This window comes from Hydrogenophaga flava NBRC 102514, from assembly GCF_001571145.1.
Lineage (GTDB): Bacteria > Pseudomonadota > Gammaproteobacteria > Burkholderiales > Burkholderiaceae_C > Hydrogenophaga > Hydrogenophaga flava.
This window is the reverse complement of record NZ_BCTF01000005.1, coordinates 90319-104918: the sequence shown is the minus strand read 5'-3', so window position 1 is coordinate 104918 and position 14600 is coordinate 90319. Positions and strand designations below refer to the sequence as shown.

General features: G+C 69.8%; 19 protein-coding genes. 18 read left to right on the top strand and 1 reads right to left on the bottom strand.

Annotated elements, in window-relative coordinates; all coding sequences use genetic code 11:
- The first annotated feature begins 62 nt into the window (after positions 1–62).
- The 4 genes from HFL01S_RS06515 (at position 63) to HFL01S_RS06500 (ending at position 3594) form a co-directional block, all read left to right on the top strand.
- A complete protein-coding gene (locus tag HFL01S_RS06515) occupies positions 63–797 on the top strand; it encodes a response regulator (protein WP_066256335.1) in 735 nt (244 codons plus the stop codon).
- Positions 794–1972, top strand: a complete 1179-nt coding sequence (locus HFL01S_RS06510) for an ATP-binding protein (RefSeq protein ID WP_066256331.1) — start codon at positions 794–796, stop codon at positions 1970–1972. The genes HFL01S_RS06515 and HFL01S_RS06510 overlap by 4 nt, the downstream gene beginning before the upstream one ends.
- An 84-nt stretch (positions 1973–2056) precedes the next feature.
- Positions 2057–2734 carry a peptidase associated/transthyretin-like domain-containing protein gene (locus HFL01S_RS06505; RefSeq protein ID WP_169802312.1) on the top strand — a complete coding sequence of 226 codons (678 nt, stop codon included), beginning with the start codon at positions 2057–2059 and terminating at the stop codon, positions 2732–2734.
- Between the two features lie 17 nt (positions 2735–2751).
- Positions 2752–3594 (top strand): dioxygenase family protein, encoded by an 843-nt coding sequence (locus tag HFL01S_RS06500; RefSeq protein WP_066256324.1) that lies wholly within the window; start codon positions 2752–2754, stop codon positions 3592–3594.
- On the opposite strand, the gene HFL01S_RS06495 is transcribed toward HFL01S_RS06500, so the two are convergent.
- Entirely contained in the window at positions 3587–3880 is a 294-nt protein-coding gene (locus tag HFL01S_RS06495; RefSeq protein WP_084383135.1) for a hypothetical protein, read from the bottom strand. The two genes, HFL01S_RS06500 and HFL01S_RS06495, sit on opposite strands and share 8 nt — an antisense overlap.
- A gap of 532 nt (positions 3881–4412) precedes the next feature.
- Between HFL01S_RS06495 and HFL01S_RS06490 the strand changes: the two genes are divergently transcribed.
- The 14 genes from HFL01S_RS06490 to hypB are packed head-to-tail and all read left to right on the top strand — an operon-like array spanning position 4413 to position 14598.
- Positions 4413–5495 carry a hydrogenase small subunit gene (locus tag HFL01S_RS06490; protein WP_066256319.1) on the top strand — a complete coding sequence of 361 codons (1083 nt, stop codon included), beginning with the start codon at positions 4413–4415 and terminating at the stop codon, positions 5493–5495.
- A 17-nt stretch (positions 5496–5512) separates the two neighbouring features.
- Positions 5513–7372, top strand: coding sequence for a nickel-dependent hydrogenase large subunit (locus tag HFL01S_RS06485; protein ID WP_066256316.1), 1860 nt, complete (start codon positions 5513–5515; stop codon positions 7370–7372).
- 26 nt (positions 7373–7398) lie between these two features.
- The gene (locus HFL01S_RS06480) at positions 7399–8001 is read left to right on the top strand and encodes a HupE/UreJ family protein (protein ID WP_066256313.1); all 603 of its coding nucleotides are present in this window, start codon (positions 7399–7401) and stop codon (positions 7999–8001) included.
- A gap of 28 nt (positions 8002–8029) precedes the next feature.
- The gene (gene cybH, locus HFL01S_RS06475) at positions 8030–8776 is read left to right on the top strand and encodes a Ni/Fe-hydrogenase, b-type cytochrome subunit (RefSeq protein ID WP_066256310.1); all 747 of its coding nucleotides are present in this window, start codon (positions 8030–8032) and stop codon (positions 8774–8776) included.
- Positions 8777–8780: 4 nt separating this feature from the next.
- Entirely contained in the window at positions 8781–9110 is a 330-nt protein-coding gene (locus HFL01S_RS06470) for a HigA family addiction module antitoxin (protein WP_245644744.1), read from the top strand.
- Between the two features lie 21 nt (positions 9111–9131).
- On the top strand, positions 9132–9797 hold the full coding sequence (locus HFL01S_RS06465) for a HyaD/HybD family hydrogenase maturation endopeptidase (protein WP_066256307.1): 666 nt from the start codon (positions 9132–9134) through the stop codon (positions 9795–9797).
- A 1-nt stretch (position 9798) separates the two neighbouring features.
- Positions 9799–10101: a HypC/HybG/HupF family hydrogenase formation chaperone gene (locus HFL01S_RS06460; protein WP_066256305.1), complete on the top strand. Its 303-nt coding sequence runs from the start codon at positions 9799–9801 to the stop codon at positions 10099–10101.
- A 15-nt stretch (positions 10102–10116) separates the two neighbouring features.
- Positions 10117–10566 (top strand): thioredoxin domain-containing protein, encoded by a 450-nt coding sequence (locus HFL01S_RS06455; protein WP_066256302.1) that lies wholly within the window; start codon positions 10117–10119, stop codon positions 10564–10566.
- 40 nt (positions 10567–10606) lie between these two features.
- The gene (locus HFL01S_RS06450) at positions 10607–11470 is read left to right on the top strand and encodes a hydrogenase expression/formation protein (RefSeq protein ID WP_066256299.1); all 864 of its coding nucleotides are present in this window, start codon (positions 10607–10609) and stop codon (positions 11468–11470) included.
- Positions 11467–11697: a rubredoxin gene (locus HFL01S_RS06445; RefSeq protein WP_066256296.1), complete on the top strand. Its 231-nt coding sequence runs from the start codon at positions 11467–11469 to the stop codon at positions 11695–11697. Before HFL01S_RS06450 ends, HFL01S_RS06445 begins: the two co-directional genes overlap by 4 nt.
- A gap of 4 nt (positions 11698–11701) precedes the next feature.
- A complete protein-coding gene (hybE, locus tag HFL01S_RS06440) occupies positions 11702–12181 on the top strand; it encodes a [NiFe]-hydrogenase assembly chaperone HybE (protein WP_066256293.1) in 480 nt (159 codons plus the stop codon).
- A complete protein-coding gene (locus HFL01S_RS06435; RefSeq protein WP_066256291.1) occupies positions 12178–13323 on the top strand; it encodes a hypothetical protein in 1146 nt (381 codons plus the stop codon). The genes hybE and HFL01S_RS06435 overlap by 4 nt, the downstream gene beginning before the upstream one ends.
- On the top strand, positions 13316–13663 hold the full coding sequence (locus tag HFL01S_RS06430) for a hydrogenase maturation nickel metallochaperone HypA/HybF (protein WP_066256288.1): 348 nt from the start codon (positions 13316–13318) through the stop codon (positions 13661–13663). Before HFL01S_RS06435 ends, HFL01S_RS06430 begins: the two co-directional genes overlap by 8 nt.
- A 23-nt stretch (positions 13664–13686) precedes the next feature.
- Entirely contained in the window at positions 13687–14598 is a 912-nt protein-coding gene (gene hypB, locus HFL01S_RS06425) for a hydrogenase nickel incorporation protein HypB (protein WP_066256285.1), read from the top strand.
- Positions 14599–14600: the final 2 nt, after the last annotated feature.

The following is a 14600-nucleotide window of genomic DNA, read 5'->3' as shown; positions in this document are numbered from 1 at the left end:
GGGCGTGCTGCCTACACTGGCGCCCTCGCGGGCGCGATGTGGCTGTCCGCCCGGTTGCGCCCATGTCCGACTCCTCCGCTCCCTCCGCTTCCCCGATCCGCTGCCTGCTCGTCGACGACGACCCCAGCATCCGCGAACTGCTCACCGGTTTTCTCCAGCCCTTCGGCATGCGGCTGGATGCCGTCGCCGACGGAGCGGGCCTGCGCCAGCGCCTGCCCTCGGCCGATGTCGACGTGCTGCTGCTGGACCTGATGCTGCCCGGCGAGAGCGGGCTGGACCTGTGCCAGTGGGTCAAGCGGGTGCAGCCCGGTCTGCCGGTGATCATGCTCACCGCGCAGGGCGACACGCTCTCGCGCGTGCTGGGCCTGGAGCTGGGCGCCGACGACTACCTGCCCAAACCGTTTGAACCGCGCGAGCTGGTGGCGCGCATCCGCGCGGTGCGGCGCGGCACCTGGGCGCAACCCCAGGCCACGGCGTCGGCGTCCGTGCTCATCGGAGGCTGGCGTTTCGACCGCGTGCAGCGCCGGCTTTACGACCCCGAGGGCGTGATGCACACGCTCTCGGCGGCCGAGTACCGGCTGCTGGTGGCCTTTGTTGACCACCCCGACCAGGCGCTCTCGCGCGACCGGCTGCTGGAACTGACCCGCGCGCCGGGTGTCGAGGCCAACGAGCGCAGCATCGACCTGGCGGTCTCGCGCCTGCGCCACAAGCTGGGCGACAACGACGCGCAGCACGGCCTCATCCGGACCCTGCGCGGCACGGGCTACCTGTTTGCACCCCGGAGGGCCGCGCCGTGAACCTTTCTGCCTGGCGCGAGCGCCTGCGCCGCATCGACACCCTGTTCCTGCGCCTGTTCCTGCTGATGTGGGTGACCCTGGTGATCAGCCACCTGTTCGCGTTTTCGGTGGTGTCGCCGGCTGGCATGGGCTGGGTGGCCCGGCTGCCGTCCGAGGGCGTGTCGGCCCTGCCGCCGCTGCCCTCGCTCCCGCCGTTCGGGCCGCTGGATGCCGGCGGGCCGGGCGAGGGCGCGCCGCCCCCGCCCGGGGCCGCGCAGAGGCCCGCGCCGCGCGAAGGCGCACCCGGGCAGGGCATGCCCGCGCGCAGCCTCTGGCTTGATTTCGCGCTGCGCGCGCTGCTCATCGGCGTGGGCGCGGCCCTCGGCGCGCGCTGGCTGTCGGCGCCCATGCGGCGCCTGGCCCAGGCTTCGGCCACGCTGTCCCAGGGTTTGTCCGAAGGGCGCGATCCGCCCGCGCTGGACGAGCGGCGCGGCACCGCCGAGGTGCGGGCGTCGGCGCAGGCCTTCAACCGCATGGCGCAGGCGCTCAAGCAGCAGTTCGAGCAGCGCAGCCTGCACATGGCCGCCGCCTCGCACGACCTGCGCACGCCGCTCACCCGGCTGCGCCTGCGGCTGGAGCAGCTGCCACCGGCGGCGGCACAGGCGGCGGCGCAGGACATCCGCGCCATGGACGAGCTGATCGATGCCTCGCTGGCCGTGGTGCGCGAGCAGTCCACCGGCGCGCCACCCGCCCTGATGGACCTGGGTGCGCTGCTGCAGTCGCTGGTCGACGACCGCGCCGAGCAGGGGCAGGCGGTCACGCTGGCCGAACCTGCCGGCGATGCGCCGCCGCTGCGGGTGCGTGCGCACCCGGCTTCGCTGCGCCGCATCGTGGACAACCTGGTCGACAACGCGTTGCGCTACGGGCGTGTCGCGCGGCTGGACGCCACCGGGGCGGGCGGCGAGGTGCGGGTGACGGTGGACGACGACGGCCCGGGCATCGCACCCGAGCTGGTCCCGCAGGTGTTGCGTCCCTGGGTGCGGCTGCCGGGGGGCGAGGGCGCTGCCGGTCCTGCGGGCAGCGGTCTGGGCCTGGCCATTGCCCACGACCTGGCGCAGCGCGAGGGCGGTCGTCTGCTGCTGGAGAACCGGGCCGAAGGCGGTCTGCGCGCCACCCTGGTCCTGCCGGCGGCCTGACGCGTCTCGGCGGTGGGCGGCCTGTGTCCGGCCGGACACAAAGTGCCGATATCCGCTTCACAGGCGCGGACCAGCATGCGGGGCATGAACACCGTGCCCCATGCCTTCCCTCCCATCACCTTCCGTGAGGCCCCCGCCGTCGCAATTCGCCCGCCCAGGGCGTTGCTGGCGGTGCAGCCCACGCACCGCCCCTACCCGGTGCGCGAGTTCGTCGATGCGTCACCGGCGCGTGGCAGCGACCTGGCCCACCAGAGCCCCGGCGTGCCGCTGACGCTGGCGCTGCGCCTGCAGGACAGCAGCGGCCAGGCGGTCCAGCGCGCAGCGGTCTACATCTGGCACTACGACCCCTGCTGCTGGACCCTGGACACGGCGGCCGACGACCTGCGCACGGTGGCGCTGATGCGGGGTGTGCAGCTGAGCGACGAACAGGGTGAGCTGCGCTTCCACACCGTCTACCCCGGCCGCTACCTCGACAACAGCGTGCCGGTGTATCTGCGCGTCTATTTCAACGACGGGCGGCACGTGGTCGCGCGCGCCGACGGCTGCCTGCTGCTGCCCTCGCTGCCGCCGGAGGAGGACGAGGCGCTGCAGATCGCGCCGCTGGCCCTGCCCACGCTGCGCAAGCCGCCGTGTCTGGACATGCAGCACACCCGCACGCTGCGGCCGGACCGTTTGGTGGCCGATGGCGGCGGCGGCGGACTGCGCGCCGAGCTGACCCTGGGCCTCGCCCTGGACCATGCACCCGCCCCGCGCCACCACTGATGCGACCGGAACCTGAGATGAATTCGATGACCCCCCATGGATTGAGACACGACCTGGACACCCTGGCGCGGCAGCGCATCGACCGGCGGCGCAGCCTGCGCTGGCTCTCGGGCACGGTGCTGGGGGCCGCCCCGCTGCTGGCCTTGCCAGGCTGCGGCGGTGGCGACACCGAGGACGACCTCCTCGACTCGGGCATCGCCGGCAGCTGCAGCACCACGCCCGGCGAGACCGCCGGACCGTACCCCGCCGACGGCACCAGCGCCTCCGGCCAGCGCCTGAACGCACTGACGCTCAGCGGCATCGTGCGCAGCGACATCCGCCGCAGCGTGGGGGGCGCCGACGGCCTGGCCCTCGGGGTGCCCCTGACCGTGCAGCTCACCCTGGTCGATGTGTCGGCGTCGTGTGCGCCGCTGGCCGGCCGGGCGGTCTACCTCTGGCACTGCACGCGCGACGGCAGCTATTCCCTGTATTCGGGCGGGCACACGCAGGAGAACTACCTGCGCGGGGTGCAGGTCAGCGACGAGAACGGCGTGGTGCGCTTTTCCACCATCTTCCCGGGCTGCTACAGCGGCCGCTGGCCGCACATCCACTTCCAGGTCTACGACAGCCTGGACGACGCACTGGACGACACCACCACCGGCGACCACGGCCTGGTGTCCCAGCTGGCGCTGCCGGCCGGGGCCTGCGAGCAGGTGTACGGCGAGGCCGCGGGTTATGCGGCCAGCGTGAACCACTTCGCCGGCGTCTCACTCGCCAGCGACAACGTGTTCGGCAGCGACCGCGCGGTGCGCCAGCTCGCCACCGTCGAGGGCAGCGTCGGCGACGGATTCGTGGCGACGCTGCAGGTGGCCCTTATCTGAGGCGGCCGATGTAGCGCGCGCTGGGGTCGCCGGGCGTCAGGGGCGCGGGTGCCGACACCGGCGCGCTGTGCCGGCGCACCGGGATCACCAGCGACTCCAGCCGCTCGGCCAGGGGCAGCAGCTCCTCGAAGCCGTCCTCGTGCGCCCGCTGGCGGGCGAAGCTCACGACGGCCTGCGCATATTCCACGTTGTTCACCATCCACTCGGTGTCGGTCACGCGGCCGGTCTTGCGGCGCAACAACACGTGCAGGTGGGCGGCGGCGGCGAATGCATCGTTTTGCGACATGGTGTTTTCCTCTTCCAACGACACACCCTGCGCTGCATTTCCTGTGCCATCGGCTGTGGGCACCAAGGGAAAGCCCGTATGCACGGGTCTGGTGCGGGCGGCTACAGTACCGCCACTCGCAAACGGCGCCAGACGCCGCGACCGCGGGGGACCGAGGAGACAACCCAGTCCTATCAGAACAAATCCTTCAGCGTCCCAAGAGATGCACCGAATCATCAGCCGACCCCTGCGGGTCGGCTTTTTTTTGTCCGCTCGGCGGGCAGGGTGTAATTTTTGGGGTGGAAGACTATCTTCCAATTTGTTTCTGAAACCGGAAGGTTACTGAATACCCTGAGCGGTGGAAGGCGGCGGTGTCCTGCGTGTCTTTGAAAAAATTTGTTTCCTGACAAGGTCTTACGAGCCGCTGTTGGTGTTTTCCCTTGGTGGCCGGATCGTGGCCCGCGGATTGCGAACGGTCACACACCTGCCCATTCCCCTGAGGATGCGGGCGGGACCCGGATCCGCCCCACACAGCCCACGGAGACACCACAAGATGGAAACCTTTTACGAGGTCATGCGCCGCAAAGGCATTTCGCGCCGCAGTTTCATGAAGTACTGCTCGCTCACCGCCACCTCGCTGGGGCTGGCTCCGAGCTTCGTGCCCCAGATCGCGCACGCCATGGAAAACAAGCCGCGCACCCCGGTGCTCTGGCTGCACGGTCTGGAATGCACCTGCTGCACCGAAGCCTTCATCCGTTCGGCCCACCCCCTGGCCAAGGACGTGGTGCTCTCCATGATCAGCCTGGACTACGACGACACCCTGATGGCCGCCGCCGGCCACCAGGCCGAGGCCATCCTCGAAGAGATCATGACCAAGTACAAGGGTCAGTACATCCTGGCGGTGGAAGGCAACCCGCCGCTGAACGAAGACGGCATGTTCTGCATCCAGTCGGGCAAGCCGTTCATCGACAAGCTCAAGCACGTCGCCAAGGACGCCAAGGCCATCATCGCCTGGGGCTCCTGCGCCAGCTGGGGCTGCGTGCAGGCCGCCAAGCCCAACCCGACGCAGGCCACCCCGATCCACAAGGTCATCACCGACAAACCCATCATCAAGGTGCCGGGCTGCCCGCCGATTCCCGAGGTGATGACGGGCGTGATCACCTACATGCTGACCTTTGACCGCATCCCCGAGCTGGACCGCCAGGGCCGCCCGAAGATGTTCTACAGCCAGCGCATCCACGACAAGTGCTACCGCCGCCCGCACTTCGACGCCGGCCAGTTCGTCGAAGCCTGGGACGACGAGTCCGCGCGCAAGGGTTACTGCCTCTACAAGGTTGGCTGCAAGGGCCCGACCACCTACAACGCCTGCTCCACCGTGATGTGGAGCGAGGGCACGAGCTTCCCGATCAAGGCCGGCCACGGCTGCATCGGCTGTTCGGAAGACGGCTTCTGGGACAAAGGCTCGTTCTACGACCGCCTGACCGACATCCACCAGTTCGGCATCGAGGCCAACGCCGACGAGATCGGCGGCAAGGCCGCGGCGGTGGTGGGCGCTGCGGTCGCCGCGCACGCCGCCATCTCGGTGGCCAAGCGGGCGCGCGACACGTCCAAAGAGAAATCGAAGAACCACGCCTGAGGCCAGGAGAACACGACATGGGTGCTTACGAAACACAGGGCTTCAAGCTCGACAACACTGGCCGCCGCGTGGTGGTCGACCCGGTGACCCGCATCGAGGGCCACATGCGCTGCGAGGTCAACCTCGACAGCAACAACGTGATCCGCAACGCCGTCTCCACCGGCACCATGTGGCGCGGTCTGGAGGTGATCCTCAAGGGCCGCGACCCGCGCGACGCCTGGGCCTTCGTGGAGCGCATCTGCGGCGTCTGCACCGGCTGCCACGCGCTCACCTCGGTGCGCGCGGTGGAAGACGCGCTGGGCATCAAGATCCCGCTGAACGCCCACCTCATCCGCGAGATGATGGCCAAGACCCTGCAGGTGCACGACCACGCGGTGCACTTCTACCACCTGCACGCGCTGGACTGGGTGGACGTGGTCTCGGCACTGAACGCCGACCCCAAGAAGACCAGCGACCTGCAGCACCTGGTCTCGCCCTCGCACCCGATGAGCTCGCCCGGCTATTTCCGCGACGTGCAGAACCGTCTGAAGAAGTTCGTCGAATCCGGCCAGCTGGGCCCGTTCAGCAACGGCTACTGGGGCAGCAAGGCCTATGTGCTGCCGGCCGAGGCCAACCTGATGGCCGTGACCCACTACCTCGAAGCCCTGGACCTGCAGAAGGAATGGGTGAAGGTGCACACCATCTTCGGCGGCAAGAACCCGCACCCGAACTACATGGTCGGCGGCGTGCCCTGCGCGATCAACCTCGACGGCGACGGCGCCGCCGGCGCGCCCATCAACATGGAGCGCCTGAACTTCGTTGAAGCCCGCATCAAGGAGATGATCGAGTTCAACAACAACGTCTACATCCCGGACGTGCTGGCCATCGGCACCATCTACAAGAACGCCGGCTGGCTCTACGGCGGCGGCCTCAGCGCCACCAACGTGGCCGACTACGGCACCTACGAGAAGGTGCCCTACGACCACAGCACGCACCAGCTGCCCGGCGGTGTGATCCTGGACGGCAACTGGGACAAGATCCACGAGATCGACCCGCGCGACCCCGAGCAGGTGCAGGAGTTCGTGACCCACAGCTGGTACAAGTACGGCGACAACAACCAGGGTCTGCACCCCTGGGACGGCGTGACCGAGGCCAACTACCAGCCCGAGGGCCCGAATTTCAAGGGCACGCGCACCAAGATCGAGCAGCTCGACGAATCCGCCAAGTACTCGTGGATCAAGTCGCCGCGCTGGCGCGGCCACGCGGTCGAGGTCGGCCCGCTCTCGCGCTACATCCTGGGCTACGCCCACGCGATGCAGGGCAACAAGTGGTGCCAGCGCGTCAAGGAACAGGTGGACGCCTCGGCGGTCGCCATCAACAGCGCCATCCCCAAGGCCCTGGGTCTGCCGGAGACCCAGTACAGCGCCAAGCAGCTGCTGCCCACCACCATCGGCCGCACCCTGGCGCGCGCGCTGGAAAGCCAGTACGCCGCCGAGATGATGATGGACGACTTCCGCCAGCTGGTGCAGAACATCAAGGCCGGCGACACGTCCACCGCCAACGTCGAGAAATGGGACCCCGCCACCTGGCCCAAGGAAGCCAAGGGCGTGGGCACGGTGGCCGCGCCGCGCGGCATGCTGGGTCACTGGATCAGGATCAAGGACGGAAAGATCGAGAACTACCAGTGCGTGGTGCCCACCACCTGGAACGGCTCGCCGCGCGACGCCAAGGGGCAGATCGGCGCCTTCGAGGCCTCGCTGATGAACACGCCCATGGTCAACCCCGAGCAGCCGCTGGAGATCCTGCGCACCCTGCACAGCTTCGACCCCTGCCTGGCCTGCTCCACCCACGTGATGAGCGAAGACGGCCAGGAGATGGCCAAGGTCACGGTGCGCTGAACCCACGGAACAACGAGGAGAAACACATGCAAGCGAAACACATCCGTCGCGTGGCAGCGGCCGCGCTGCTGGCCGGTCTGGCCGGCGCTGCCCAGGCCCACACCGGCCACGGCACCCACAGTCTGATGGAAGGCCTGGTCCACCCCTTCGGCCTGGACCACCTGCTGGCCATGGTGGCCGTGGGCGTCTGGTCGGTGTCCGCCCTGCCGCAGGGCAAGGCCTGGCAAGGGCCGGCCACCTTCCTGCTGGCGCTGGTCATCAGTGCGGCGCTGGGCGCGGCCGGTGTCACCGTGCCGTACCTGGAGCACGCCATCTCGCTGAGCGTGGTGCTGTTCGGCCTGATGCTGATCGTCGCCCAGCGGGCGATGCCGGTGGTGCTGGGTCTGGGGCTGATCGCCGCAGCCTCGTCGCTCCACGGCCTGGCCCACGGCGCCGAAACGCCCGAGACCGGCTTCGCGGGCTACGCCGCCGGTTTCATGCTGACCACCGCGGTGCTGCACATCAGCGGCGTCGGGGTCGGCCTGGCCATCCGGCGCTGGCTGGCCGAGCGCTGTGGCGCTGTGCTGGGAGGTCTGGGTGCCGCCGTCGGCGCCGCCGGGCTCTACCTGTTCGGCCAGCTGGCCGCCTGACCGCCACCCCCTCGCACAGGAGATCACCATGTCCTCCCTGTCTGCACAAGAACTGGCGCAGCAGCGCCTGGCCGATGTCACGGGCATCGACGAGAGCGCCGTCTCGCACGGCCAGACCACCAAGTCGGTCTATGTGTACGAAGCGCCCGTGCGCATCTGGCACTGGGTCAACGTCGCCGCCATCACCGTGCTGTGCCTCACCGGCTACTTCATCGGCAAACCGCTGCCGACCATGCCCGGCGAGGCCAGCGCGAACTACCTGATGGGCTACATCCGCTTCGCGCACTTCACGGCCGGCTACATCCTGGCCATCGGCCTGCTGGGCCGCGCCTACTGGGCCATCGTGGGCAACCACCACGCGCGCGAGCTGTTCTGGGTGCCGCTGTTCCAGAAGGCCTACTGGGGCGAGATCTTCACCATGCTCAAGTGGTACGCCTTTCTGATCCCGCGGCCCGGCCGTTATGTGGGCCACAACCCGCTGGCGCGGCTGGCGATGTTCTCGGGCTTCCTGGTGCTGATGATCTTCATGATCCTGACCGGCTTCGCGCTCTACAGCGAGGGCTCGCAGGCCGGCTCGTGGCAGGACACGATGTTCGGCTGGGTCATTCCGCTGTTCGGCCAGAGCCAGGACGTGCACACCTGGCACCGCCTGGGCATGTGGGCCATGATCATGTTCATCACCCTGCACGTCTACGCCGCGATCCGCGAAGACATCATGGGCCGCCAGTCCATCGTTTCCACGATGATTTCGGGCCGCCGGACCTTCAAGGACTGATGCCGTGAAGAAAGTGGCCGTCAGCTGGTCGATCCCCCCGCGCGGTGTGCCGGTGCGTGCGCCGCTGCACCCGGGTCGCCTGCTGGCGCGCACCTGCCTGGCGCCGCTCTCGCTCAACCAGAGCGAGGCGGCCCGGCTGCTGGGCCTCTCGCGCCGCCGCCTGCACGAGCTGGTGCATGGCCAGCGCGCGATGTCGCCCGACACCGCCATCCGCTGCGCCCGTCAGTTCGGCATCGACGCCGGCTTCTGGCTCGCGCAGCAGGCCGCCTGGGACAGCTTCCACGCCTGGAAGCGCCTGTCCTCGGGCTCGGCCACGTCCCCTTCCCCCCGCTGAATTCACACAGGTTTGCCTGCCATGCGCACCACTCCGACCGAATCCACCTGTCACCCCAGTGGTGACACCCCGCCGGCCCGCATCGTCGTGCTGGGCATCGGCAACCTGCTCTGGGCCGACGAAGGCTTTGGCGTGCGCTGCATCGAAGCCCTGCAGCGCCGCTGGGAGTTTGCCGACCACGTGCAGCTGATCGACGGCGGCACCCAGGGTCTGTACCTGATCCAGCACGTGCAGGAGGCCGACGCACTGCTGATCTTCGACGCCATCGACTACGGCCTGGAACCCGGCACGCTGAAACAAGTGCGCGACGACGAGGTGCCGCGTTTCATGGGCGCCAAGAAGATGAGCCTGCACCAGACCGGTTTCCAGGAAGTGCTGTCGCTGGCCACGCTGACTGGCAAGTACCCGCAGCAGGTGTTGCTGATCGGCTGCCAGCCGCAGGAGCTGGAGGACTACGGCGGCAGCCTGCGGCCGGTCGTCAAGGCCGCGATGGAAGACGCGCTGGCGCTGGGTGTGGCCGAACTCGAACGCTGGGGTGCGCGCCCCGTTGAACGACAGACCCCGCTGGCCGCGCGCGAAGCCGTGACGCTGGACGAGCTGGCGCTGACGGCCTACGAAGCGCAGCGACCCGCCGCAGAGGAAGCCTGCCGCATCGGCGACGACCGGTTCCTGGTGAAGGACCTCTGACATGTGCATCGGCATCCCCATGCAGGTGATCGAGGCCGACGGCCGCTTCGCACTGTGCGAAGGCCGCGGCGAGCGGCGCCGCATCAACACCGCCCTGGTCGGCGAGGTCTCCAGCGGCGACTGGCTGCTGGTCTTCCTCGACGACGCGCGCGAAGCCATCGACGCCGACCGCGCGATCGAGGTGAACGCCGCGCTGGACTTGGTGCTCGGCGCCATGCAGGGTCTGGAGGCGCAGGAAGACGCGGGCTTCGCGCTGCCATCGCAGATGAGCCCCGAACAAATGAAAGCCCTCACGGGCGCCTGAACACAAGGAGACACCATGATTGAAACCACAGAAGCCCACGCCCCCCTGGTCCAGCGCCTCGCGCGCGAATTCGGCGCCACCTGGGTCGACGAGACCAGCGTGGCGGAATGGAGCGCCGGTGGCGGCGACCGCGTCGTGCTGCTGGCCGGCGACCCGGTGCGTTTTCCCGAAGGTGTGGACGTGGCGGCGGTGCTGCCCGAACTCATGAAGTCGTTCCCGAACCGCTTCCGGATCGCCGTGGTGCCGCGCGACAGCGAGGACGCGGTGGCGCGCCGCTACGGCTCGCAGCGCTGGCCCACGCTGCTGTTCTTCCGCGACGGCCAGTACGTGACGGCCATCGCCGGCATGCAGGACTGGGACGTCTACCTCAGCGGTGTCGCCGCCGCGCTGGCCATGCCGCCTTCGCGCCCGCCCACCATCGGCATTCCTGTCGTCAGCCAGACCGGCGGCAGCAGCTGCCACTGACCCCACCGACCACGCCCCACCGCCGCACCAGGAGCCTCTGATGAAAGCCTTTCCCATTCCCGTGGTCGCCCTCGGCCCCGGCACCCAGACCGAGGACGAGCACCTCGACTACCTGCCCATGCCCAAGGACATGGACACCTACCGCGCGCCCATGCTGCCCGAGCCGGAGGAGATCGCCGGCCGCGCGGCCGCGCGCGAGGTCCTGACCCGGGTGCTGGCGCTGCTCGACCAGGCCGCCGACGGCGGGGCGGGCGGGCAGGTGGGCCTGCAGGCCCTGCCGTCCGAAGACCGGCAACTGATCAACCAGGTGATGGGCGAGGGCGAGGCCAGCGCCATCGTGCGCGAGGAATCCTCGACGCTGGAGGTGCGCATCCAGGAATCGGTGTTCGCCGGCGTCTGGCGCCTGATGACCTTCAGCGACGGCGCGCTGGTCGACGACGTGGTCGAGGTCGGTCCGGTGCCGGCCCTGCTGCGGGTGGTGGCGGAAGAAGACGCCGAGCGCGAGTACCGGCCCTGGCTCGGACCGCTGCCGCCCAATGTGCAGAACGCCCCGCTGCTGGTGGACGAGGTGCGCGACCAGGTGGCGCGCTGGCAGCCGGGCCATACCTCGCACGTGGTCAACCTGACGCTGCTGCCGGTGACGCCCGAAGACATCGGCTTCCTCGATCACCAGCTGGGCACCGGCCGCGTGCTGCTGCTCTCGCGCGGCTACGGCAACTGCCGCATCTCCAACACGCGCCTGCCGCACTGCTGGCGCGTGGTGTACTACAACTCCATGGACAAGGTGATCCTCAACACGGTCGAGGTGGTGGACATGCCCGAGGTCGCGATGGCCGCGCCGGAAGACCTGCGCGATTCGCACGATCGGCTGCAGGACGTGCTGGGCTATCTGGAGCAGGCATGAGCGGCTTCGACGGCCAGGGCTTCGAAGGCTCGTACCTCGGCAACCGCGAGGTGCTGCGGCCCGGCTCGCGCCTGGAGTGCAAGATCTGCTGGTGGGTCTACGACCCGGCGGTCGGCGACCCGCAGTGGCAGATCCCGCAGGGCACGCCGTTTGCCGAACTGCCGCCGCACTGGCGCTGCCCCAACTGCGACTGCGATGCCGAGCAGTTTCTTCTGTTGCCGGACTGAGACCATGGAACACCGCGTGTCCGCCCTGGTGCAGTTCTACCGCCTCGTGCAGACCGAGCGCATGCAGGGCGTGCCCATCCTCAACCCGGCGCTGTCCGTCGAGGCGGTCGGCTTCCAGTGGGGCGACGACGAGCAGACCGTCGCCGAGGGCGTGCTGATCACGCCCTGGTTCATGAGCCTGGTGCGCCTGCCGCGGGCGGTGGAAGGCCATGGCGGCCGCGTCGCGCGCAAGGCGGTGCACGGCTTCGGCAGCGAGCGCTTCGAGTTCATTGGTGCGCACGACCCGGCCGTGGGCTACCACGAGACCTGCGCACTGTTCTCGCCCATGGGCGGCTTCACCACGCAGGCGCAGGCCGTCGAAACCGCCGAGGCCTCGCTGGCCCTGCTGCGGCCGGCGCCCACACCCGCGCCCGCCGCAGAACCCGTGCCCGCGCGCCGCGCCTTCTTCACCGGCCGCCGCGCCGCGCCCGGAGCCGCGGCATGAGCGCCGCGCTGGATCTGGCCGGCCGCCTGTGCGTGCGCCCCGGCGCACCGCTGGCGCAGGCGCTGCACAGCAGCCGGCGCGACTGGGCCGGGCGGCTCGGCCAGGGCCAGCCGGCCACCGCGCTGCCGGGCCTGCTGGCCAGCCTGTTCAACCTGTGCAGCCACGCGCACCGGCTCTGCGCCCAGCTGGCGATCCACGCGGCCCGCCCCGGCGCCGGGCCCGCACCCGCGGACGTGGCGCAGCGCCTGCGCCACGAGACCGCGCAGGAACATGTGCGCCGCATCGGCCTGGACTGGCCGCGCCTGCTCGGCCCCGCCGACGGCACCACCCAGGGTGCCGCGCTGCAAGCGCTTCAAACCTGCCCGTTGCTGCGGCCGGCGGCCAACGGCGACGAGCCCTGGCCGCAGGCGCAGGAGTGGCTGCAGCGCGAGTGCCTGCACATGCCGGCGGCCACCTGGCTGCGCGCATGGCAGGCCTGCGGCGCCGACTGGCTGCTGGACTGGAGCACGCGCCACGACGGCTGGCTGCCGGCCCTGGTGCGCAGCGCGCGCGAGGCCGACAGCGGGCGGGCGCTTGACATGGCGCGGGCCCTGCGCGCGCACGGCCAGGACGACCAGCTGCGCACGCTGGCCGCTGCGCTCGCGCTCAAGCCGGGTTTTGCCCTGCAGCCGCTGTGGCACGGCGCCTGCGCCCACACCGGCCCCTGGGCGCGCCTGCACAGCGCCGACGATGGCCTGCCGCTCACGCCCTGGACCCTGCTGGGCAGCCGCCTGGCCGAACTGGTGCGGCTGTGCCTGCCGGACGGCCCTGGGCAGGGCGACGGCTGGCTGCGCCATGGCGCGCTGCACACGGCCGACGGCCAGGGCCTGGCCTGGGTCGAGATGGCGCGCGGCCTGCTGGTGCACCAGGTGGAGCTGGAGCCCGATGTGCCGGTGGTGCACGCCTGCCGCGTGCTGGCGCCGACCGAGTGGAACTTCCACCCGGCCGGCGAGGTGGCCCGCCGCATCTCGGCGCTGGACAACACGCTGCCCGCCGCGCTGCGCACGCGCCAGCTGCACCTGCTGATGGCGGCGTTCGACCCCTGCGTGCCGTTCGAGGTGGACGCAGCGCCTGCGGTGGAAGGGGAGGTGGCCCATGCATGAAGCGAGTCTGGCCGGCGGCGTGCTGCAGCTGGTGGAAGACACCGCACGTCGCGAAGGTTTTGCACGCCTGCTGGAACTGCGGCTCGAAGCCGGTCAGCTGGCCGGTGTGGACATCCGCGCGCTGCGCTTCGCGCTGGAGAGCCTGGCGCCCGGCACCCTGCTGGACGGCGCGCGCATCGAGATCGACGAGCCGCCGGGGCAGGCCTGGTGCATGGCCTGCGCGCAGACCGTGGCCATCGCGCAGCGCGGCGACGCCTGCCCGGCCTGCGGCGGTTACCAGCTGCAGCCCACGGGCGGCATGGAATTGCGCGTGGTGGACATGCGCGTGAGTGATGATTGAAGCAGCGTTGAAGGAGACCGACCATGTGTGTCGTGTGCGGATGCAGTGACAACAGCCCGGCCCATGCCCGGCATGTGCAACAGAGCGCGGGCAGCGAGCCCGGCGTGATCACGGTCAACCCGGCCAACGGCGACCTGCACTTCGGCGCCGGCGCGGCCCGCGTGTCGGTGCCCGGCATGAGCCAGGAGCGCGCCATCAAGCTGGAGACCGACATCCTGGGCGCCAACAACCGCGTGGCGCAGCAGAACCGCGCGCACTTCGAGTCGCACGGTGTGACCGCGCTGAACTTCGTCTCCAGCCCCGGTTCGGGCAAGACCACGCTGCTGTGCGCCACCATCGAGGCGCTCAAGGCGCGCCAGCCCGGCCTGCACGTGGCCGTGATCGAGGGCGACCAGCAGACCAGCTTCGACGCCGACCGCATCCGCGCCACCGGCGCACCCGCGATCCAGGTCAACACCGGCAAGGGCTGCCACCTCGACGCGCCCATGGTGGCCGAGGCGTTTGCGCAGCTGCACAGCCACGAGCACTCGCACGACCATGGGCATGACCACCACGACCATGCACATGATCACGGCCACTCGCATGACCACCATCACCACCACGGCGACGACCACAGCCTGCTATTCATCGAGAACGTGGGCAACCTGGTCTGCCCCGCCGTGTGGGGCCTGGGCGAGGCCGCCAAGGTGGCCATCCTCTCGGTGACCGAGGGCGAGGACAAGCCGCTGAAGTACCCCGACATGTTCGCGGCCTCGCAGCTGATGATCCTGAACAAGATCGACCTGCTGCCGCACGTGAAGTTCGACGTGGCCCGCTGCATCGATCTGGCGCGGCGCGTGAACCCGGCGATTGAAGTCATCCAGTTGTCCGCCACCACGGGTGAGGGCATGGACGCCTGGCTCAATTGGTTGGATGGCGCCGTACACACCCACTGAAC